Source organism: Serratia sp. GW822-FHT06D09, assembly GCF_058799515.1.
This window is the reverse complement of sequence record NZ_JBXALO010000015.1, coordinates 20,465-41,916: the sequence shown is the minus strand read 5'-3', so window position 1 is coordinate 41,916 and position 21,452 is coordinate 20,465. Positions and strand designations below refer to the sequence as shown.

General features: G+C 55.8%; 21 protein-coding genes and 1 pseudogene. 3 read left to right on the top strand and 19 right to left on the bottom strand.

Annotated features, from left to right (window positions below; translation table 11 throughout):
* Positions 1 to 61: 61 nt before the first annotated feature.
* The 8 genes from bamB to ndk form a co-directional block, all read right to left on the bottom strand.
* Positions 62 to 1,243: an outer membrane protein assembly factor BamB gene (gene bamB / locus AC1RKG_RS23560; RefSeq protein WP_046372905.1), complete on the bottom strand. Its 1,182-nt coding sequence runs from the start codon at positions 1,241 to 1,243 to the stop codon at positions 62 to 64.
* Positions 1,244 to 1,254: 11 nt separating this feature from the next.
* Positions 1,255 to 1,875: a YfgM family protein gene (locus tag AC1RKG_RS23555; RefSeq protein ID WP_493183782.1), complete on the bottom strand. Its 621-nt coding sequence runs from the start codon at positions 1,873 to 1,875 to the stop codon at positions 1,255 to 1,257.
* 13 nt (positions 1,876 to 1,888) lie between these two features.
* Complete coding sequence (hisS, locus tag AC1RKG_RS23550) at positions 1,889 to 3,163, bottom strand: histidine--tRNA ligase (protein ID WP_020828151.1); 1,275 nt, start codon at positions 3,161 to 3,163, stop codon at positions 1,889 to 1,891.
* A 138-nt stretch (positions 3,164 to 3,301) separates the two neighbouring features.
* The gene (gene ispG / locus AC1RKG_RS23545; protein ID WP_493183781.1) at positions 3,302 to 4,423 is read right to left on the bottom strand and encodes a flavodoxin-dependent (E)-4-hydroxy-3-methylbut-2-enyl-diphosphate synthase; all 1,122 of its coding nucleotides are present in this window, start codon (positions 4,421 to 4,423) and stop codon (positions 3,302 to 3,304) included.
* Positions 4,424 to 4,470: 47 nt separating this feature from the next.
* Positions 4,471 to 5,448, bottom strand: coding sequence for a cytoskeleton protein RodZ (gene rodZ, locus AC1RKG_RS23540; RefSeq protein WP_020828153.1), 978 nt, complete (start codon positions 5,446 to 5,448; stop codon positions 4,471 to 4,473).
* Entirely contained in the window at positions 5,438 to 6,187 is a 750-nt protein-coding gene (gene pilW, locus AC1RKG_RS23535) for a type IV pilus biogenesis/stability protein PilW (protein ID WP_041414833.1), read from the bottom strand. The genes rodZ and pilW overlap by 11 nt, the downstream gene beginning before the upstream one ends.
* An 85-nt stretch (positions 6,188 to 6,272) precedes the next feature.
* The gene (gene rlmN, locus AC1RKG_RS23530) at positions 6,273 to 7,469 is read right to left on the bottom strand and encodes a dual-specificity RNA methyltransferase RlmN (RefSeq protein WP_020828155.1); all 1,197 of its coding nucleotides are present in this window, start codon (positions 7,467 to 7,469) and stop codon (positions 6,273 to 6,275) included.
* A 237-nt stretch (positions 7,470 to 7,706) separates the two neighbouring features.
* Positions 7,707 to 8,132: a nucleoside-diphosphate kinase gene (gene ndk, locus AC1RKG_RS23525; RefSeq protein ID WP_004952077.1), complete on the bottom strand. Its 426-nt coding sequence runs from the start codon at positions 8,130 to 8,132 to the stop codon at positions 7,707 to 7,709.
* A 370-nt stretch (positions 8,133 to 8,502) separates the two neighbouring features.
* On the opposite strand from ndk, the pseudogene AC1RKG_RS23520 reads away from it, so the two are divergent.
* The 3 genes and pseudogenes from AC1RKG_RS23520 (at position 8,503) to AC1RKG_RS23510 (ending at position 12,288) form a co-directional block, all read left to right on the top strand.
* A pseudogene (locus tag AC1RKG_RS23520) lies at positions 8,503 to 9,539 on the top strand (LacI family DNA-binding transcriptional regulator).
* Positions 9,540 to 9,662: 123 nt separating this feature from the next.
* Complete coding sequence (nhaC, locus tag AC1RKG_RS23515; protein ID WP_020828157.1) at positions 9,663 to 11,102, top strand: Na+/H+ antiporter NhaC; 1,440 nt, start codon at positions 9,663 to 9,665, stop codon at positions 11,100 to 11,102.
* 1 nt (position 11,103) lies between these two features.
* A complete protein-coding gene (locus AC1RKG_RS23510; RefSeq protein ID WP_493183780.1) occupies positions 11,104 to 12,288 on the top strand; it encodes a MalY/PatB family protein in 1,185 nt (394 codons plus the stop codon).
* Between the two features lie 57 nt (positions 12,289 to 12,345).
* Here AC1RKG_RS23510 and sseB read toward each other — a convergent pair whose 3' ends face one another.
* The 11 genes from sseB to trmJ all read right to left on the bottom strand — a co-directional run bounded on the left by sseB (position 12,346) and on the right by trmJ (position 21,357).
* Entirely contained in the window at positions 12,346 to 13,176 is an 831-nt protein-coding gene (sseB, locus tag AC1RKG_RS23505; protein ID WP_020828159.1) for an enhanced serine sensitivity protein SseB, read from the bottom strand.
* A gap of 91 nt (positions 13,177 to 13,267) precedes the next feature.
* Positions 13,268 to 14,563, bottom strand: a complete 1,296-nt coding sequence (gene pepB / locus AC1RKG_RS23500) for an aminopeptidase PepB (protein ID WP_165801822.1) — start codon at positions 14,561 to 14,563, stop codon at positions 13,268 to 13,270.
* Between the two features lie 83 nt (positions 14,564 to 14,646).
* On the bottom strand, positions 14,647 to 14,847 hold the full coding sequence (gene iscX, locus AC1RKG_RS23495) for a Fe-S cluster assembly protein IscX (RefSeq protein ID WP_020828161.1): 201 nt from the start codon (positions 14,845 to 14,847) through the stop codon (positions 14,647 to 14,649).
* A 32-nt stretch (positions 14,848 to 14,879) separates the two neighbouring features.
* Positions 14,880 to 15,215, bottom strand: a complete 336-nt coding sequence (gene fdx / locus AC1RKG_RS23490; protein ID WP_004952086.1) for an ISC system 2Fe-2S type ferredoxin — start codon at positions 15,213 to 15,215, stop codon at positions 14,880 to 14,882.
* A 2-nt stretch (positions 15,216 to 15,217) separates the two neighbouring features.
* Complete coding sequence (gene hscA, locus AC1RKG_RS23485; protein WP_493183779.1) at positions 15,218 to 17,068, bottom strand: Fe-S protein assembly chaperone HscA; 1,851 nt, start codon at positions 17,066 to 17,068, stop codon at positions 15,218 to 15,220.
* Positions 17,069 to 17,218: 150 nt separating this feature from the next.
* A complete protein-coding gene (gene hscB, locus AC1RKG_RS23480) occupies positions 17,219 to 17,740 on the bottom strand; it encodes a co-chaperone HscB (RefSeq protein WP_493183778.1) in 522 nt (173 codons plus the stop codon).
* A gap of 62 nt (positions 17,741 to 17,802) precedes the next feature.
* The gene (iscA, locus tag AC1RKG_RS23475; RefSeq protein ID WP_004952089.1) at positions 17,803 to 18,126 is read right to left on the bottom strand and encodes an iron-sulfur cluster assembly protein IscA; all 324 of its coding nucleotides are present in this window, start codon (positions 18,124 to 18,126) and stop codon (positions 17,803 to 17,805) included.
* A gap of 125 nt (positions 18,127 to 18,251) precedes the next feature.
* Complete coding sequence (gene iscU, locus AC1RKG_RS23470) at positions 18,252 to 18,638, bottom strand: Fe-S cluster assembly scaffold IscU (RefSeq protein ID WP_020828164.1); 387 nt, start codon at positions 18,636 to 18,638, stop codon at positions 18,252 to 18,254.
* Positions 18,639 to 18,662: 24 nt separating this feature from the next.
* A complete protein-coding gene (locus AC1RKG_RS23465) occupies positions 18,663 to 19,877 on the bottom strand; it encodes an IscS subfamily cysteine desulfurase (protein WP_020828165.1) in 1,215 nt (404 codons plus the stop codon).
* A gap of 55 nt (positions 19,878 to 19,932) precedes the next feature.
* Positions 19,933 to 20,427, bottom strand: a complete 495-nt coding sequence (iscR, locus tag AC1RKG_RS23460; RefSeq protein ID WP_020828166.1) for a Fe-S cluster assembly transcriptional regulator IscR — start codon at positions 20,425 to 20,427, stop codon at positions 19,933 to 19,935.
* Positions 20,428 to 20,622: 195 nt separating this feature from the next.
* Positions 20,623 to 21,357: a tRNA (cytosine(32)/uridine(32)-2'-O)-methyltransferase TrmJ gene (gene trmJ, locus AC1RKG_RS23455; protein WP_020828167.1), complete on the bottom strand. Its 735-nt coding sequence runs from the start codon at positions 21,355 to 21,357 to the stop codon at positions 20,623 to 20,625.
* Between the last annotated feature and the right edge of the window lie 95 nt (positions 21,358 to 21,452).

Here is a 21,452-nt window from a genome sequence, read left to right as displayed (position 1 = left end):
GCTTGCCGCCTGGCTGCAACCCGAAAGCTTTCGGGTGCAAGAAGGGTCACGACGAGCGGCGTTAGCGGGTGAAAGCGTAAACTTTTCCGCCCTTCGCCTGGATGACCAGCTTATCGCCGGCTACCATCGGCGCAGACAGGAAGCCGGAGCTATCCACTTCCTGCTGGGCAACAAAACGGCCGTCCGTGGTGTTAATCCAGTGCAGGTAACCTTCGGAGTCACCGGTCACCAGGTAACCATTATACATCACTGGCGGGGTCAGGTTGCGGTGCAACAGCTCGCTCTGCGTCCATACGGTGACGCCACCTTCGGTGCTCAGCGCGACCACGCGATCGTTCTGATCGACCAGGTAAATGCGGCCTGCATCAACGATAAAGTCGTTTACCGAGCCCAGTTCACGTTTCCACAAGATCTGGCCGGAACGCAGATCCAGCGCCGTCAGGTTGCCATTGTAACCTAATGCGTAGACAACGCCTTCAACAATCACCGGCGTAGTGTCGACATCGTTCAGACGATCAATTTCGGTCGCGCCGCTCGGCTGGGAAATACGCTGCTGCCAGATCAGTTGACCTTGCTGCATCAGTACGGCACTGACGCGGCCGTTATCACCGCCGACAATGGCTGCGCCAAAGGCAACGGCCGGAGCAGACTCGCCGCGCAACGACAGCGAAGGCATATCCAGGTTAACCGTCCACTTCACTGCGCCATCAGATTCATTCAGCGCCTGCAATTGACCGTTGGAGGTATGGATCAGTACCATGCCGTCGCTGATCACCGGACGCGAAATCGCTTCACCGGCCACCTTGGTCTGCCAGGCGACCTTACCGTCAGCGGTGTTCAGAGCGTAAACAACGGCTTTCTCGCTGCCGACATAAACTTTGTCGCCCGCAACAGCCATACCGCCCGACAGCAGCGCCGGCAGGTTGCTGGAGAAGAAGCCGGTCTTCTCGGAGAGATCAACCTTCCACTTTTCGTTACCGCTGTCGGCATCCATCGCTTTCACGAGACCGTGGCGATCGGCAGCATAAATGGTGTTGTCCTGGAAAGCAGGACGCAGGTGAGAATAGAACTCACCGACGCCGTCGCCGACCGAGGTACTCCACGCCTTGCTTGGCGTGAACTGATTTTCAACTTTCGGCAGCGGCGACATGGTAACCACGTCTTCTTCACTGTTGAACAGTGAGCAACCACTCAACAAGGCAACGGAAACCAGTCCGACCAAGAGTGTTTTACGCAATTGCATGGGAATTCCCCTTAGCTGGACAAGTTATTCAATTTCATGCGCAGCAGAACCTGCAGCGCCTGAGAAGCGTTAGACTCAATGCCTTTGCTGTACGCCTCGCGCGCACCTTTGGTGTCGCCTTTGGCCAACAGCACGTCGCCGCGCGTATCCTGCGCCATCGCCGCCCAGCCTTCGCCTTTCACGCCATCCAGCGTTTTCAGCGCTTCATCCAGCTTTTTCTCCTGCAACTGCACACGGGCCAGACGCAGGTTAATAATCGAAAGCAGGTTTTCATCTTTGGTCTGGCCCTGAGCCAGCACCAGCTGTTGGTCCGCTTTGGCAAAGTCGTTCTGCTCAACAAAATGCTTCGCCAGTTCCAGCGAGGCCAGCACGCCGTAGCTGTTGCTGTTGGCCTGGGCGAACTTCTCCGCAGCGGCCACATCGTCCGGTTTACCGACCGCCAGACGATCGCTGGCTTCCTGATAAGATTGGGACGCAATCATCATGTTGGAGTTCTCGTGGCTCTGCCAGTAACGCCAGCCGACCAGGGCACCAATTCCGAGCACCACGCCCACTGCCAGCGCTTTGCCGTTTTCGGCAAAGAACCGACGCACGGCGTCGACTTGTTCGTTTTCAGTGGTATAGACTTCCACGGTGTCCTTCTCCTTAACCTAACATCAAAGCCAGACGCACAGCGACTTCGCTCTGCGCCAGCGTTTCTTGTTCACCACTGCGCAGGTCCTTGACGACCACCTGCTCGGCTGCGACTTCGTTCTCGCCCAGGATCAAGGCAACGCGCGCACCCCATTTATCCGCACGGGTGATCTGCTTCTTAAAGTTACCGCCGCCGTAGTTGGTCATCAGTTTCAACTGCGGCGCGGCATCGCGAACACGCTCAGCCAACTGCATCGCCGCGCTCTGCGTACCGGCACCGGAAGAGATCACGTACACGTCAATAGTCGCCGGAGCTTTAAACTCTGGGTTAACCGCCTGAACCAGCAGCACCAAACGCTCCAGGCCCATCGCGAAACCGACTGCCGGCGTTGCACGCCCGCCCAGTTGCTCGACCAGGCCGTCATAACGGCCACCGGCGCACACCGTCCCCTGAGCGCCCAGACTGGTGGTCACCCATTCGAATACCGTACGGTTGTAATAGTCCAGACCGCGCACCAGGCGTTCATTGATGGTATATGGGATACCTGCCTGGGCCAAAAGTTCACACAGACCTTCGAAGTGGGCTTTGGATTCTTCATCCAGATACTCGGACAGGCGCGGCGCATCGTTCAACAACGCTTGCACTTCCGGGTTTTTGGAGTCCAGCACGCGCAGCGGGTTGCTGTACATGCGGCGTTTGCAATCTTCGTCCAGCTTGTCTTGATGCTGTTCCAGGAACGCCACCAAAGCATCACGGTAATTGGCGCGAGCTTCCAGTGAGCCGATGGAATTCAGCTCCAGCTTAACGTGATCAGCGATGCCCAGCGCTTTCCACCAGCGGGCGCTCAGCAGGATCAGCTCGGCGTCGATATCCGGGCCCTGCAGGCCAAACACTTCGGCACCCAGTTGGTGGAATTGGCGGTAGCGGCCTTTTTGCGGACGCTCGTAGCGGAACATCGGACCGACGTACCAAAGACGCTGCTCCTGATTGTACAGCAGACCATGTTCGATGCCGGCGCGAACGCAACCAGCGGTCCCTTCCGGACGCAGCGTCAGGCTTTCGCCATTGCGATCGTCGAAGGTATACATCTCTTTTTCTACGACGTCGGTCACTTCGCCGATCGCGCGTTTGAATAACGGGGTCTGCTCTACAATCGGCAAGCGGATTTCGCTGTAACCGTAGCCGCTCAGCACCTGCTTGAGGATGCCTTCAATACGCTGCCATAATGCCGTTTCTTCCGGCAGGTAGTCGTTCATGCCGCGAATGGCTTGAATGTTCTTTGCCACGTGAGTTCTCTGTCCGTTGTCTATAAAAATGAACCCGATTATAGGGACTTTGCCGTCCCGTATTCAACGCGAATGCAGAGTTCTGCTCCCGGGTTCATAAACAAGCGGGCTAAAAAGCCCGCCGTATCGGTATAATGCTTATTTTTCCAGCAGGTTGACCGTGATGCGATTGCTCTCATCCATCATCGACGCCTTGGCGCGAATTTTGGCTTCCAACTGGTCAATCATCTGCTCGTTGTCGAAACGATCTTTCTGGCGCACGCCGTCTTCGTAGAAGCCGCTCTTTTTATGGCCGCCGGTAACGCCCAGCGTGGACACCAGCGCTTCGCCCGGCCCATTGACCACGCAGCCGATAATCGAAATGTCCATCGGCGTGATGATATCTTCCAGGCGCTGTTCCAGCGCGTTCACCGTACCGATAACGTCAAACTCCTGACGTGAACAGGTCGGGCACGCGATGAAGTTAATGCCGCGAGCGCGGATACGCAGCGACTTCAGAATGTCGAAACCGACCTTGACCTCTTCCACCGGATCGGCCGCCAGCGAGATACGCAGGGTATCGCCAATGCCTTCTGACAGCAGCAGACCCAGGCCAATCGCCGACTTCACCGAACCACTGCGTGCGCCACCGGCTTCGGTAATGCCGAGATGTAGCGGCTGATCGATACGCGCCGCCAGCAGCCGGTAGGATTGCACCGCCAGGAACACATCGGAAGCCTTGACGCTGACCTTGAACTGGTCGAAGTTGAGGCGATCGAGGATATCAACGTGGCGCATGGCGGATTCAAGCAGGGCTTCCGGCGTAGGTTCACCGTACTTTTCCTGGATGTCTTTCTCCAGCGAGCCGCCGTTTACCCCGATACGGATTGGGATGTTTTTATCGCGTGCGCAGTCCACAACTGAACGGATACGCGACTCGTTACCGATATTGCCCGGGTTGATACGCAGGCAGTCTACGCCGTATTCAGCCACCTGCAGCGCAATGCGGTAATCGAAGTGGATATCGGCGACCAGCGGCACGTTGACCTGTTGCTTGATCAGCTTGAATGCCTCGGCGGCATCCATGGTGGGGACTGAAACGCGGACGATATCGACGCCCACGCGCTCCAGCGCTTTAATCTGATTGACCGTGGCTTCGACATCGGTAGTACGGGTGTTAGTCATCGACTGCACAGCAATCGGCGCACCATCACCAATAGGCACATTGCCGACGTAAATTCGCGTTGATTTTCGACGGATGATGGGCGATTGGTTATGCATTACTTACTCTCCATTGTTGCTCTGACTTAACGACAATGGCCGCGCAATTACTGCGCGGCAACGGTCAGACGAGCAACACGGTTTGACTTAACAAACCGGCTTAAATCAACCGGCTTACCTTGATATTGAATCTGTACTGCGGCCGGTGCGCCAATGGTCAGTTTATAAGGCGCGGTGCCCGCCAGGCTCAGCTTACCGCCGTTCTTCTGGCTACCGCTGTACAGCGTTTTGCCGCTGGCGTCAGTCACCTGCAACCAGCAGTCGGCGGTGAAGTTCATCACCAGCGCGTTAGGATCAACCGCCGGTGCAGCTACGCCCGCATCTGCCGTCGGCAACGGTGCGGTTGGCGCCGCAGGCGTTGTCTCAGGCAACGTGGTTTGGCTTGGTGAAACCACCGCAGGCTGCTGCGCGGTTGCACTGCCGGTCACGGCCGGAGTCTGTGATTGCTGTGCTGCTGCGCCCGCACCGGTGTCAACCGGTGTGGAGCCATTGTCAGCCAAAGGTGCGCTGTTGTCGGCATTGCTGTCGGTCAACGGTACAGATTGGCCTTCATTGTTTTGTGAAAGCTGGGCAGAAGATTGATCGGCCATGGTGGCGATCTCTTCCTGCTGGGCCTTGTGATTTTGCCACCACCAGGCACCGGTCAAGCCGACCACCACGAAAACGATCAACCAGGTGAAGCTCATCAGCCAGCCGTCGCGTTTTTTACGGCGCTTGCCCAGAGAGAAGCTTTGCATCGGAGCCACTTTCGCGACCTTCAACGGTGCCTGCTTGGCCAGCATCGGCAGCAGTTCATCCTCTGGCAAACGCACCAGCTTGGCATAAGAGCGGATATAACCACGCACGAAGGTTGAAGCCAGGTCTGCGGACAGATTGTCTTCTTCAATATCGCGCACGGTAGACATTTTGAGGCACAGGCGTTCTGCAACGGCCTGTTGACTCAACCCGAGTTGTTCACGGGCCTGACGCAGACGTTCGCCTGTCGTCATTGATACGGTTTTATCTTGGGAGGCTTCAGTATTCATTAGCTAAGAACTGCTGGTACTGTTTGGATTGTGGAAAACTTCGCGATAACTGCTTGCCATAACGTTGCACGCTATCTTGGCGCCCGGCTAACGCGGCGAAACGAATCTGTAACCATAAGCTGTCGGCGCTGGCCGGCAGAACATGTTGATAACTATCCAATAAAAGTTGCGACTGGGCGCGCTTCCCTTCTCCAAATTGCTTTTCTGCCTCCACCAACAGTGGAGTGCCCTTGTCCGGATCGATCTTCAAAGCACGTGTTAACAAAATACGTGCCTCGTCGTTTTGTCCGGCTTTGAGAAAACAGTAACCTGCGTTTTCCAGGCTGTCGGCAACCTGACCGTAATCCGGTGCCACGGCTGCTGCGCTAAACTGCTGTTGTGCCGGTACATACTGCCCTAAACTGCAAAGAAACGCACCGTAATTATTCAGCACTGTGCCATTGTTCGGCGCAAGTTTGAGCGCCTGCTGATAACGCTGTTCAGCCGCGCTGTTCTCGCCAATCCGCTGCTCGTAGAGCGCCATACCCAATTGGGTACGGTAATCCTGTGGGGCGGCGTCTGCCGCTTTCTCCAGATTCTGGCGCGCGGCGTTTAAATCGCCCTGCTTCAGATATTCCAGACCCAGTTGCAATCGCGTCTGACTGGCTTCAGGCAGCGCGTCTTTTTCTTCCGGCGCTGAACCGGAACAACCGGCCAGTAACCCGGCCGCCAGCAACGTACCCCACAGAATCAGCTTCATGCCTGCATTCATTTCCTTGTCTGATGTTACCTTGACGTCTTTTCACATAACAGACTGTAAGATAACAAAAATCATGCTATAGGATTCAGACCGCACGCACGGTGATAGGTTCCCCGGCCATTTTCTTTTTCAGGGTACGCTTGGTGCGGTCGATCACTTCACCCGCCAGTTGCCCGCAGGCGGCATCGATATCGTCACCACGGGTTTTACGAACAATAGTCGTAAAGCCGTATTCCATCAACACTTTGGAAAAACGATCCACGCGGCTGTTGGAGCTGCGGCCGTAAGGTGCACCCGGGAACGGGTTCCATGGGATCAGGTTGATCTTGCATGGCGTGTCCTTGAGGACTTCCGCCAGCTGGTGTGCGTCGTCGGTGCTGTCGTTGATATGATCCAGCATCACGTACTCGACCGTCACCCTGCCCTGATTGGCGTTGGATTTTTCCAGATAGCGGCGTACCGCAGCCAGGAAGGTCTCAATGTTGTATTTGCGGTTGATCGGCACGATGTCATCGCGGATCTTGTCGTTCGGCGCATGCAGCGAGATCGCCAGCGCGACGTCGATCATATCACCCAGCTTGTCCAGCGCAGGCACTACGCCCGAGGTCGACAGGGTCACGCGGCGTTTTGACAAGCCAAAACCGAAATCATCCAGCATGATTTCCATCGCCGGCACCACGTTGGTCAGGTTGAGCAAGGGCTCACCCATGCCCATCATCACCACGTTGGTGATCGGGCGCTCGCCGGTGACTTTCAGTGCACCGATGATTTTCGCCGCACGCCACACCTGGCCGATGATTTCCGACACGCGCAGGTTGCGGTTAAAGCCCTGCTGAGCGGTCGAACAGAATTTGCATTCCAGCGCGCAACCCACCTGGGAAGAAACACACAGGGTCGCACGGTCGCCGTCCGGGATATACACGGTTTCGACCTGCTGATCGCCCACCTTGATAGCCCATTTAATGGTGCCGTCGGCTGAGCGTTGTTCTTCCGCCACTTCTGGCGCACGGATTTCGGCGACGCTTTGCAATTTATTGCGCAGGACCTTGTTGATATCGGTCATCTGCTCAAAATCATCGCAGCAATAGTGGTACATCCACTTCATCACCTGATCGGCACGGAAGGGTTTCTCGCCCATTTTGGCGAAAAACTCACGCATTTGCTGACGGTTCAGATCCAGCAGATTAATTTTGGCCACAGCCGGTTTTTCCGCGTTAACGGATTGAGTAGTCAGCGAATTATTTTCAGACACGATGTGCTCGGACGTGATGGGTTCTAACATAATTGATCTCTGGCCTCGTTGTTACACTTTATGGCGCGAAAGAGTGGAAAGTAAGTGCGTCGCTCAGCCCATATAAATCGGGCGACGGCGCTAAAAGCGCGCCCCTGACAAGATGACTCATCAGGGGCGCGGCATTGTACAAATTTTAGTAGTAGCTTTCCACGTCTGAAAGGCATTCAGGGCATTTTTATTGTTTCAGCCAGTGAATGCCATACTTCAGCGTCGAAATGACAGCAATTAACGCGGGCAGATTTCGCTTTCGTTGAAGAAGTAAGCGATTTCGCGCTGAGCAGATTCTACTGCGTCAGAACCGTGTACGGCGTTGGCAGTGAAGCTGTCCGCGTAGTCAGCACGCAGGGTGCCGGCCAGAGCGTTGTCTGGGTTGGTTGCGCCCATGATGTCACGGTTGCGCTGTACTGCATTTTCCGCTTCCAGAACCTGAACCACGATCGGGCCAGAGGTCATGAATTCAACCAGACCATCGAAGAATGGGCGGCCTTTGTGCTCAGCGTAGAAGCCTTCGGCTTGTTCGCGAGTCAGACGCAGCATTTTGGATGCGATGATTTTGAAACCGGCACGCTCAAAGCGAGCATAGATTGCGCCGATGTCGTTGTTAGCTACAGCGTTTGGTTTAATGATGGAAAAGGTACGTTCTACGGTCATGATGGCCTCTGTATAACTTCCAAAACAGGCCGGTCTGAAAACAGGTGCCGGCCTTCTCAAGTGGCGCAGATTATATGTGTGCCGTTAACGCTTGCCTACGGGAAAATCAACATTTCATTAAAAAATTATTATCCTGATTCTTCACTTTGCGGCCCAGAGCACAGGTTGTACGAACTCATACGGACCGAGTCTCAAAACGCGCTGCCGTTACCGACCCTTCCCTGCTTCACAACGAACTGCCATGCCGATCACAGTGCGTGGCACTCTGGGTTGAGTTTATGACTATATTCTTTTAAAACAAAAAGATAATAAAAATCATCCAGACTTGGCCCCGCCCACTTCGGCAGCCGCGAAACCAGCAGGAAATGATATGGCCACCATGAAAGACGTTGCCCGACGCGCTGGCGTTTCCACCGCCACCGTCAGCAGAGTGATCAACAGCACCGCTTATGTTGAACCCGTCACCCGTGAACGCGTTGAAAAAGCCATGCGTGAGTTTAACTATCATCGAAATGCCGCCGCGCTGGCGCTGGCGAAACGCAGCGGCAATATGCTGGGGTTGCTGACCGGTAACCTCGACGATCCGTTTTTCTCGCGACTGGCTCGAGGCGTGGAAGATATCACGCGCAAAGACGGTGTAAAATTGATGGTCTGCAGCGGTGGCCATCAGGCCGAACTGGAGAAAAACGGCCTGGATTTCCTGATCAATCAAGGCTGCGAATCGATTGTTGCCCACGTCACCCGCATGAGCGATGCCGATATTCTGCGCTATGCCGCCCACACTCCGGCGATGGTGGTGATCAACCGTTATTTGCCCGCCATCGCCAATCGCTGCATCTGGCTGGACAACGTAAGCGCTTCTCAGGCTGCCACCCGAATGCTCATCGAGCGCGGACACCGCAACATTGCCTGCATCACCACAGATCTGCCGATCGATGACCGCAGGCAGCGTCTCGAGGATATCGAACCGCGATGGCCGAAGCCGGGATTGCGGTGCCGGGTGACTGGATCATCAGCGTCCCCTTCAATGAGCAAGGGGGCGAAGCAGCGGCAGAGAAAATCCTCGCCAGTAAGCAGGCTTTTACCGCCGCGCTGACATTCAACGACGTAATGGCCGCCGGCATGATGCGCACCTTTCGCCAGCGGCGGATGAACCTGCCCGAAGATATCTCGATTGTCGGCTTCGATGACGTAGCCCTGGCAAAATACCTCCACCCGCCGTTGACTACCGTGCATTATCCGATTGAGAAAATGGCCCGACGCGCGGCCAATTTGGCGCTGCAACTCAATTCAGGCACCACCGTTACGCCGCAGAACAATCGGTTTTCCGCTGAGCTGATCCTGCGGGACTCGGTGGCCTTTATGGAAAAAAATCCCCCATTTGAAGAAAACAAGGCCGCCAAGTGAGAGATCACTCACATAACGCGCCTTCATGTAATCGATTACATCGCCAATGGCCCGCGCTCACACCTCATTCACTGCAAATTCATTAGGCTTGCGTCACTTCCCCATCCTTAACCGGAGTTGTAAATGAATGACAAAAAGAAGCTCAACCTGGGGTTAGCGATGCTCCCCATTGTAGCCATGCTGTTGCTGCTTATCATAGGCTACGGCCAGTTGGGACTGCGGATCGAACCGCTGCTGCTGGCTTCCGCCGGCATTGCCGCTGCGCTGGCCTACTGGCAGGGCTACCGCTGGGACGACATCATTGATTCCATCGTCGCCAAACTGGCCAAAGCCATGCCGGTGATTATGATATTGATTTGTGTGGGCGGGCTGATCGGCACCTGGATGTTCAGCGGTACCATTCCTTATATGGTTTATTGGGGGCTCAAACTGATCAGCCCTCAATATATCCTGATCGCCGCGTTCTTCATTACCAGCGTGATTTCCGTGTGTACCGGTACATCCTGGGGGGCAGCAGGCACCGTCGGGGTCGCGCTGATGGGCGTAGCCGCCGGGCTGGATGTGCCATTGGCCGCCGCCGCGGGCGCCGTCGTTTCCGGGGCCTATTTTGGCGACAAAATCTCCCCATTGTCTGACTCAACCAATTTCGCGGCCATCGTTGCGGACACCGACCTTTACAGCCATATCCAGCACCTGATGTATACGACGCTTCCGAGCTTCATTTTAGCGGCGGTGGTGTATCTGATTGCCGGACACACCAGCGCCGTCGGCAGCGTGGCTACACCGGAAAAAGTCACCGAGATCGTGACGGCGCTAGAGAGCCTTTATCACTTCAACCTGTTGCTAATCCTGCCCCCGGTTTTGGTGCTGTGGGGCGCGGTGACCAAACGTCCGGTGATCCCGGTCATGCTGGCAGCCTGTGCGCTGGCTATCGCCATCGGCGTACTTCTGCAGGGGTTCAGTCTGCAACAAGGCTTAAATGCGCTGATGGATGGTTTTAACCTTTCAATGTTTGCCACTCAAGGGCACGGCATCAACGGTATCGTCGAAGATGTACCTCGCCTGCTCAACCGGGGCGGTATGTTTTCGATGATGAGCACCATCCTGCTGGTCTTCTGCGCCTTTTCCTTTGCGGGCGCATTAACCCTGACCGGGGCATTGACCGTCATCATCAATCGGCTGCTGAAAGTGGTTCACACTACCGGCCAACTGATCGCCGCAACGGTTGCAACCACCATTCTGGTCACCGGCGCCACCAGCGACGGCAAATTGGCGCTGCTGATCCCCGCTGAACTCTTCAAAGGCGCCTATCGCCGCATGGGCCTGGACAATAAAAACCTGTCGCGGACCGTAGAAGATGCAGGCACCGTCATCGAACCGTTAATTCCGTGGACCGCCGCAGGCATTTATATGGCGACCACCCTGGGGGTCAGCACGCTGGATTTGCTGCCCTGGGCCATCCAATGCTACGCCGCCGTAGTATTCGCCCTGATTTACGGATTTACCGGTTTCGGCATTGCCAAGATACAGCCACAGCAAGATTTACAGCGTAAGGAAGCCTGACGTGAAACAAACCGATTTTAACCAGATCATCAACCGCCACCACACCGGCTCGGTGAAATGGGACTTTATCGACCGCTATCTGCAGCTCGATGAAACCGATCTTTTGCCGATGTGGGTGTCCGATTTTGACTTTCAGTGTCCGCTGGAAGTCCGACAGGCGCTGCATCACCGCTTTGAACACGGCATATTCGGTTACAGCGAACGCGATGACCAGTATTACCAGGCGGTGATGGATTGGTTCTCGAAACGGCACCAGTTGCCTTTGCAGCGGGAGTGGTTCACCTCCATCGAAGGCGTGGTTCCCGGTCTGGCGATCCTGATCCAACTGCTAAGCCAGCCCGGAGATCCGATCGTGATCCAGGGGCCGTACTACGGATCTTTTGCCAAGATCGTTACCCTGAACGGCAGAGAGGTGCTTGAAAATCCTTTAGCCCTCGGCCCGCAAGGCTATCAATTCGACTTCGATCATCTGGAGGCGTGTTTTGAACAGCGCAAGCCCCCGTTGCTGCTGCTGTGCAATCCGCATAACCCAACGGGCCGGTGCTGGACCCGCGACGAACTGACGCAGTTGATGACGCTGTGCAGCCGCTATGGCGTAACGGTTATCTCCGATGAAATCTGGGCCGATCTGCTGCTGCCCGGCGAGACCTTCACCTCCGTGCTGCATCTGGACGAGAGCTGGCAAGACCATGTGATTTCTGCGACGTCCGCCAGCAAGAGCTTTGGCCTGTCGTCACTGCGCATCTCAAACTTCCTCATCCCCAACGATCAAACCCGAAATGCGTTTGTCGAACGCCTCAATGCCCATGGGTTGGATGTCTTCAATGCGCTGTCGATGACCGCCGCCACGGCCGCCTATCAGCAAGGGGAAACCTGGCTTGATGCTCTGCAGCAATATCTGGCAGACAACCGGCGCTGGTTTGAACAGGCCTTAGCCTATGCCGCCCCCTGGTGCAAAATGACCCGGGCCGAAGGCACCTATCTTGCCTGGCTGGATTGTCGCGCTTTGGGCCTGGATGACAATGCGCTTCAACAGGCGCTGATCCACCAGTCAAAAATTGCTGCCTCCATGGGCGTCAGTTTTGGCGAACAGGGAAAAGGATTTATCCGCCTCAATCTCGGCTGCCCGCGTCAATATCTTGAAAGCGCCATTGCAGGGCTTGCGCGATTAAAACCGTCGCTTTGATCAGCAGGAAAAAGCAAGCGCTACCGGCAGAATGCGCGCCGGTAGCGAAAAGCAGGATTATTGGGTTTTGTCGGTCGAAGGAATGATATTACGCAGCCAACTGCCCCAGCGGCGCTGGTAGAAGGGTTGGGTATGGGTGATCAGGTAATGGCTGACCCCACGCTCCTTTTCAGAGACCAGACAAAAATCTACCGGCTCGTCGTTGGGCGCAGTTTCGCTGGCAACGCTTCCTGCTTCGTTGATCAGCGCTTCAATTTCCGCCGGCTCACCGTCCACTTCCAGTCCGACCAACAGATTTGGTTTTTCGTCGACCGCCTGATCGTGCATCAGCGCCAAAAACGCACGGCGTACCGGCTTGCGTTGACTGAAAAGCGTGGTCAAGGCATCGACCATCGCCGATGGGTACTCCTCCGGCTGACCCAACAGGATCTGGGTATCCTTGTCGATATAACGTTCCGCCGGTTTGGCTACGCCACCGGTGGCCAGCAGCATTGCCACTTCTTCAGGATAAAACTCTTTGCCGTACTCGGCTTTAGGGTTGAGGAACAGATCCGCGCCCTGAGTGATTTCGAACAATACCCGCGCCGGCATGGCGATAAACGGCTGTTCGTCTTCAACGGCCTTTTGCAGCGCTTCTACCGAGCTAAAAAACGGAATGATGCTGCCGCCGTCCTGTTTTTCCCAGTGCTGAATATTCACCGGCGTATCGGCGTTCAGCGTGATGTCACCGCCATGCTGTACCTGTTCGCTGTCACCGAGGATCAACACCGTCGCGTCGAGCAACTCACGGAAAAACGCCGGGCGATGGGCCGGCTCGGTCACCGCCAGCTTCAGCAGGCGTTCAAGTTCGTTTTCGCCTGTGGCGGTATCGTGATGGTGAGAACTCATGACAAACTCCAGCAATCAAATAACGGGGCCCAGCATGCTGGGCCCCGACAATAAAACGACGTTCAAGCCGCCCGCCAAGGCGGGCATGCCATTATTTGGCTTTGCTCAGCAACAGGTTGGCCAGGGCACGCACACCCAGACCGGTCGCACCGGCAGACCATTGATCCACCGCGCCCTTACGGTAAGTGGCGGAGCAGTCAATGTGCAACCAGCCTTTCTGATAATTCTGCACAAAATGCGACAGGAATGCAGCCGCGGTGCTGGCACCGGCAGTGTAGGCCGGACCGGCAATATTGTTCAGTTCAGCAAAGTTGGACGGCAGTTGACTGCGGTGGAACTCAGCCAACGGCAGGCGCCAGAAAGGCTCTTGCTCGGCAGCCGCGCTGGTCAGCAGTTCCTGTGCCAAAGCATCATCGAAGCTGAACAACGCATGGTAATCGTTACCCACCGCCGTTTTCGCCGCACCGGTCAGGGTGGCGCAGTCGATGATCAACTCAGGGTTTTGTGCGGAAGCATCGATCAGTCCGTCAGCCAGTACCAGGCGCCCTTCCGCATCGGTGTTCATAACCTCAACGGTTTTGCCGTTACGATAACGGATGATGTCACCCAGTTTGAAGGCGTTGCCGCTAACCATGTTATCGGCGCAGCACAGATAGAGTTTCACGCGCTGTTTCAGACCACGGGCCGCCGCCAGCGCCAGTGCGCCGGTAATGGTGGCCGCACCGCCCATATCCGCTTTCATGGAATCCATAAAGGCACTTTGCTTCAGGCTGTAGCCACCGGTGTCAAAGGTGATGCCTTTGCCCACCAGGCAAGCAAATACCGGCGCTTCCGGGTTGCCGGTCGGGTTGAAGTCCAGTGCCAACAGCACCGGTGAACGATCGGAGCCCCGGCCCACGGTGTGAATACCGGCGTAGTTTTGCTCGCGCAGATCTTCACCCTTGGTAATACGATAGCTGACGGCATCGCAGCCAACGTCACACATCAGATCAACCGCACGCGTAGCCAGTTGTTCCGGCCCCAGCTCTTCCGCCGGCATATTGATGGTGTCGCGTACCCAATCGACGATCTTCAGACGCTGTTCCAGCTCTTTGCGTTCCGCTTCCGGCAGCTCTGCCCATTCGACGCTGCGCTTGCCTTTTGGCCCGCGGAAACCTTGCCAGAACGCCCAGCTGTTCTCCAGATCCCAGCCATCGCCGGCCAGTTTGACGTTCTTGACACCTTGGCCGTCAATCTTGCGGGCAGCACGCTGGATGCCCCCCAGCTTGTCGTTGCCGATCAGGTGAATGGTCATTCCTCGATCATCAGTGCTCAGCAGCGCTTTTTCGCCCCAGCGAGCGTCGGCAGGTTGGTTCGACAGCGTTACCTGCATGAATTCAGTTGTCATAGCCTTCTTACTCCGGATTATTCTTTTATTAATCGTGTCGGATACAAAATAAACGGGCCGCCTATGGCAGCCCGTTACGCTATTTACTCCGCTTCATCTAACCAGACCAGCAGGATCGCTTCCAGTATTTTCTCATTGGAAGCCTGTGGATCGTCGTCAAAATCTTCCAGATCGCAAATCCACTGATGCATGTCGGTAAAACGTACGGTTTTCGGATCGGTATCCGGGTATTGGTCGTACAGGGCTTCGCCGATTTCACGGCTATCGGTCCACTTCAGTCCCATTATTATCTCCAGCTCTGCGCCGCGGCTAGCAATTAATGCTCACGCGCATGGTTAACGGTATAACGCGGCATTTCGACCACCAAATCTTCGTCGGCCACCAGCGCCTGGCAGCTCAGGCGGCTTTCCGGCTCCAGACCCCAGGCCTTGTCCAGCATGTCGTCTTCCAGCTCGCTGCTCTCTTCAAGAGAGTCAAAGCCTTCGCGTACGATGCAGTGACAGGTGGTGCAGGCGCAGGATTTCTCGCAGGCGTGCTCAATTTCGATACCGTTGCGCAGTGCAACGTTGAGGATTGACTCCCCTTGCTCAGCTTCCAGTACCGCCCCCTCCGGGCATAAATCTTGATGGGGCAGGAAAACAATTTTAGGCATGATTAAACCTCATCCACAGAATGGCCAGCCAGCGCACGGCGAATGGAAGCATCCATGCGGCGCGCGGCAAAGTCTTGCGTTTGTGCATCTAATGTTTTTATTGCGGCTTCGATAGCGGCAGGATCGGTGCCCTGCGTCGCCTGTTGCAAAGCTTCCACCGCCGCGGCGATCGCCGTACTTTCGGCCTCGCTCAGTAAAGCAGCATCGCTTGCCAGTGCGCCCTGCAGGCTTTCCAGCACCCGAGACGCCTCTACCCGCTGTTCTGCCAGTTTGCGTGCGCCAACATCGCTCTGCGCATTGGCCATCGAGTCTTTGATCATACCGGCGATTTCGGCGTCAGAAAGGCCATACGAAGGTTTAACCTGAATCGAAGCCTCAACGCCGGTGGATTTCTCCATCGCGGTAACGCTCAACAGGCCGTCGGCATCCACCTGGAAGGTGACGCGAATATGCGCGCCACCGGCAGGCAGCGGCGGTAAGCCACGCAGCGAGAAACGTGCCAGCGAACGGCAATCCTGTACCAGCTCACGCTCACCCTGCAGCACGTGGATCATCATCGCGCTTTGGCCGTCTTTGAAAGTGGTGAATTCCTGGGCACGCGCCACCGGAATGGTGGTGTTGCGCGGGATCACTTTTTCGACCAGACCACCCATGGTTTCCAGACCCAGCGACAGCGGGATCACGTCCAGCAGCAGCATGTCGCTGTCGGGCTTGTTGCCCACCAGAATATCGGCCTGAATGGCGGCACCGATGGCGACCACTTTATCGGGATCAATCGAGGTCAGCGGCGTGCGGCCAAAGAACGCGCCTACCTGCTCGCGCACCAAAGGTACGCGAGTGGAACCGCCAACCATCACCACTTCCAACACGTCTTCAGCATTGACGCCGGCGTCTTTCAGCGCACGGCGGCAAGCCATCAGGGTGCGTTTAACCAGTGTGGCGATCAAAGCGTCGAACTGTGCTCGCCTCACTTCGCCCTGCCAACCGGCAACGTCCACGCTCACGCTGTCGGCATCGCTCAGAGCTATCTTGGCGGCAATGGCCGCGTCCAGCAGTTGACGCTGAACCCCGTGATCGCTACGGTCGGCCACGCCGGCCTGTTCCCGCAGCCAATCGGCCAGCAGGTGGTCAAAGTCGTCGCCGCCCAACGCGGAATCGCCGCCGGTGGCCAACACTTCGAACACGCCGCGGCTCAGCCGCAGAATGGAAATATCAAAGGTGCCGCCGCCCAAATCGTAAACCGCGATGATGCCTTCCTGCCCGGAATCCAGGCCATAGGCAATCGCTGCCGCCGTAGGTTCGTTCAGCAGGCGCAGCACGTGCAGCCCGGCCAGACGCGCAGCGTCCTTGGTGCCCTGGCGCTGTGCATCGTCAAAATATGCGGGAACGGTGATCACCACGCCGTCTAAATCCCCTTCCAGCGCGGTTTGCGCACGCGCGGCAAGCGCTTTGAGGATATCGGCGGAAACGCCTACCGGGTTAACCGGTCCGGCGGCGGTCAGGATCATCGGCAAGCCGTTTTCACTGGCCTGGAACTGGTACGGCAGGTTCGGGTAACGCTGCTGTACGTCGGCCAGAGAGCGACCCATCATGCGTTTGATTGAGCTGATGGTGTTAGCGGGATCCTGTGCGGCCTGCTGGCGCGCATCCCAACCGACACGCAAGGTATCAGCCTGATAGTGCACCACCGAGGGCAGTAAATCGCGCCCCTGAGCATCGGCCAGCGTTTCCGCCTGCCCGCTGCGCACCGTGGCGACCAGAGAGTTGGTGGTGCCTAAATCAATACCGGCAGCCAGTCGGCGCTGGTGCGGCGCGGCGCTGAGGCCGGGCTCACTAATTTGTAATAAGGCCATATTGAAGCTTCCCATATCCTTCATACTTGAAGCTGCTTGGGTGTTGGCTGCCTTCACTCACCCCAGTCTCTTACTTGAGTAAGCTCCTGGGGATTCACTCAGTTGCCGCCTACAAGCAACTCCAATTATTTTGGGTATAAATGAAAAGAATTACTCAAAACCCAGCAGTTTTTCTTCGAGTTGTTCAACCTGTTGCTGGAGTTTGTCCAAAAAGCGTAGCTTACGCACGGTATCGGCGGCCTCGGGCCACTGCTGGTTATCCAGCTGCTGCACCATCAGCGCAGTGCGCTGTTTGACCGTTTCGTTCACCCGCGCGCCAAAGTCGGCCAGCAGGCTTTCCGCCTCCGCTTTGCGCTCAATGGCGTCGAGCTCTTCACGCAATTCCAGCTGTTCCATCAGGAAAGCGGTATCCCGCAGGGTATGCTGCTCGTTGCCCAAATCAAAACCGTGCAAAGATAACATATACTCTGCGCGTTTTAATGGGTGCTTCAGCGTTTGGTAGGCTTCATTGATAGTCGCCGCCTGTTGCAACGCCATCAGGCGTTCGCGTTCCGGCTGGAGAGCATTGCGATCGGGATGGAATTGGCGTTGCAGATCCTGATAGCGAGATGCAAGCAAGCTGCCGTCCACGAGATAGCGAACTGGCACCCCGAATAAAGTAAAGTAATCCATAGCGTGCTCTGGGCTTTATCGGATGAAGTTCCCCCGCGCCGGCGGGGGAGCTTGACGGACTGTCAGACGTTGAAACTTTCGCCGCAGCCGCACTCGCTTGAGACATTGGGGTTGTTGAACTTGAAGCCTTCGTTCAGGCCTTCCTTAACGAAATCAAGCTCGGTGCCGTCAAGGTAGACCAGGCTCTTGCCGTCAATGATCACCTTAACGCCTTTGTTTTCAAAAACGATGTCGTCATCGTTCATTTCGTCAACAAATTCCAGCACGTACGCCATCCCGGAGCAGCCAGAGGTTCTCACCCCCAGACGCAGGCCAAGACCCTTGCCGCGGTTATTCATAAATGCCTGAACACGCTGCGCAGCGCTGTCGCTCATGGTAATTGACATCACAACCTCATACTCAATATTCCCAACCTGTAGCAAAACCGATGTTGGGGGGCTAACCGGTGTAGGGGGCGAATATATTCGCCCCAATCAATGCGGGCGCGGCATACAGCGCCCCTACACAAGAATTACTTGGCGTTATGTTTGCTCTTGTAGTCGGCAATCGCTGCTTTAATGGCGTCTTCCGCCAGGATAGAGCAGTGAATTTTTACCGGCGGTAATTCCAGTTCTTCGGCGATTTGGGTGTTTTTAATCGCTTCGGCCTGATCAAGAGATTTGCCTTTCATCCATTCGGTCACCAGCGAGCTGGAAGCGATGGCGGAACCGCAGCCGTACGTTTTAAAACGCGCGTCTTCAATGATGCCTTCATTGTTGACTTTGATCTGCAGCTTCATGACGTCGCCACAAGCCGGTGCGCCAACCATACCGCTACCGACGCTAGGATCTTCGTTGTCGAAAGAACCCACGTTACGCGGGTTTTCATAGTGATCGATTACTTTTTCGCTGTAAGCCATGACCTTGCTCCTGAATCCTGAGAATTAATGATGTGCCCATTCGATGCTGTTGATATCCACGCCCTGCTTGAACATATCCCACAGTGGAGACAGGTCGCGCAGACGGCCAATGGATTTACGCACCAGTTGAATGGTGTAATCGATCTCTTCTTCCGTGGTGAAACGCCCCAGGGAGAAACGGATCGAGCTATGCGCCAACTCGTCGGTCATACCCAACGCGCGCAGCACGTAAGATGGCTCAAGGCTAGCGGAGGTACAGGCGGAGCCTGAAGAGACGGCAAGGTCTTTCAGCGCCATGATCAGCGATTCACCTTCAACATAGTTGAAGCTGACATTCAGAATGTTAGGAACGCCGTGTTCCAGGTCGCCGTTCAGATACACTTCTTCCATATCTTTCACGCCGTTCCACAGGCGGTCACGCAGCGTACGCAGACGCGCCATTTCGGTCGGCATTTCTTCTTTGGCGATACGGTAGGCTTCACCCATACCGGCGATCTGATGCACTGGCAACGTACCTGAACGCATACCGCGCTCATGACCGCCACCGTGGATCTGGGCTTCGATACGGATACGCGGTTTACGACGCACGTACAGCGCACCGATACCTTTCGGGCCATAAATTTTGTGGCCGGAGAAGGACATCAGATCGACTTTCAGCTTGCTCAGGTCGATAGGCAGTTTGCCCACGCTCTGGGTCGCATCAACGTGGTAGATGATACCGCGTGCGCGGCACATTTCGCCGATCGCTTCGATATCCTGCACCACGCCGATTTCGTTGTTCACGTGCATGATCGAAACCAGAATGGTGTCGTCGCGCATCGCGGCTTCGAGGGCTTGCAGGCTGATGATACCGTTGCTTTGCGGTGCCAGGTAGGTCACTTCAAAGCCTTCACGCTCGAGCTGGCGACAGGTGTCCAGCACGGCTTTGTGTTCGGTTTTGCTGGTGATGATGTGCTTGCCTTTCTTTTGATAGAAATTGGCAGCGCCTTTAATCGCCAGGTTGTCGGATTCGGTTGCTCCGGAAGTGAACACGATTTCGCGCGGGTCAGCGCCAACCAGTTCAGCAATTTGGTTACGGGCGATATCTACCGCTTCTTCCGCCTGCCACCCGAAACGGTGGGAACGGGAAGCCGGGTTACCGAAAGTCCCGTCCAGAGTCAAAAACTGCATCATTTTCTCAGCGACGCGCGGATCAACCGGCGTCGTTGCTGAGTAATCCAGATAAATCGGTAATTTCATTGCTCTTGTGCTCCGTACATCACTTCCAAAAACTAAAAAAAGTATCGCCAGCTGCTTATGCGCGCAGATTAACGTTGATAGTTTCTTGCGGACGACCGTTGGCCGTGCGACGGGTATCGTTGTTTTGACGGTCCGCCACCACCAGCACTTCCTGGTTGTTCACCAGTTCAGCCAGCGTAATGTTGTTCAGGAACCCGCTGATGCGCTCACTCAGATCGCGCCACAGGGTATGGGTCAGGCAGCGATCGCCACCCTGACAGCCTTCTTTACCCTGGCAACGGGTTGCATCTACCGATTCATCGACGGCAGTGATAACTGCACCAACGGCAATCTCACCCGCGTCTTTGCCCAGCAGATAACCACCGCCCGGTCCGCGTACGCTGGCAACCAGGCCATTTTTACGCAGACGGGAGAATAATTGTTCCAGATAAGAGAGCGAGATACCTTGGCGCTCAGAAATATCCGCCAGAGGGACTGGCCCTTCCTGGGAGTGCAATGCCACGTCAAGCATAGCGGTTACGGCATAACGGCCTTTAGATGTCAGTCTCATAGCTAAGTGGTTACCTGTTGGTCAAACATGGCCGAAAGTCTGACATTCCCGAGTAAATCAGTCAACTATTTAACCTAGTAATTTACTCAAGTATTAGCACATTTTGTACTTAGCCATGCAAAATGCATATAAAATACATGTTATAACCCTTGGATAACTAATGCTATTACCGTTAACCGTTACGCAGCCCCAAAATCAATGACCTTGCTGTTTGTCCTGTTTCTCTATCGACGTCAGCATGCCGCGCAGAATATTCAGCTCTTGAGCTTCCGGCCGTGCGCGGGTGAATAAACGGCGTAAACGACTCATCACCTGCCCCGGATGGGACGGACGAATGAAGCCGCTATTTTGCAGCGTTTGTTCCAGATGCTGATAGAAACGTTCGAGATCATCCACCAGCGGATACGGCGTCTCTTCCAACGGCGGCACGCCCGCCTGTTGACGATCGAGGTAAGCCACGCGCACTTCATAGGCCAGGATCTGCACCGCCATCGCCAGATTCAGCGAGCTGTAATCCGGGTTGGCAGGAATGGCGACGTGATAATGACACTTTTGCAGTTCGTCATTGGTCAGGCCGACACGTTCACGGCCGAAGACCAACGCCACTGGCGCATGCTCACCTTCGTGCACCGCGCGTACGCCGCATTCACGGGGTTCCAGCATCGGCCACGGCAAAGTGCGTGAACGCGCGCTGGTACCCACCACCAGGCTACAGCCGGCAATGGCGTCGTCCAAAGTGTCAACAATAGTGGCGTTGCCGATCACGTCGCTGGCGCCAGCGGCCAGGGCGATCGCCTGAGAATCGGGTTTTATCAGCGGGTTAACCAGATAAAGGTTGGTTAGCCCCATGGTTTTCATGGCTCTGGCGGTCGAGCCCATGTTGCCGGTATGAGAGGTTTCTACCAGAACAATGCGGATGTTATGCAGCATACAAACTCTGAGCGTAGCGGAAAATCACAGCATCTTAACACAGCCGTAGGCATTTTACCGAACACCTGCTATACTTCGCGCCGTTTCCTGTTCTT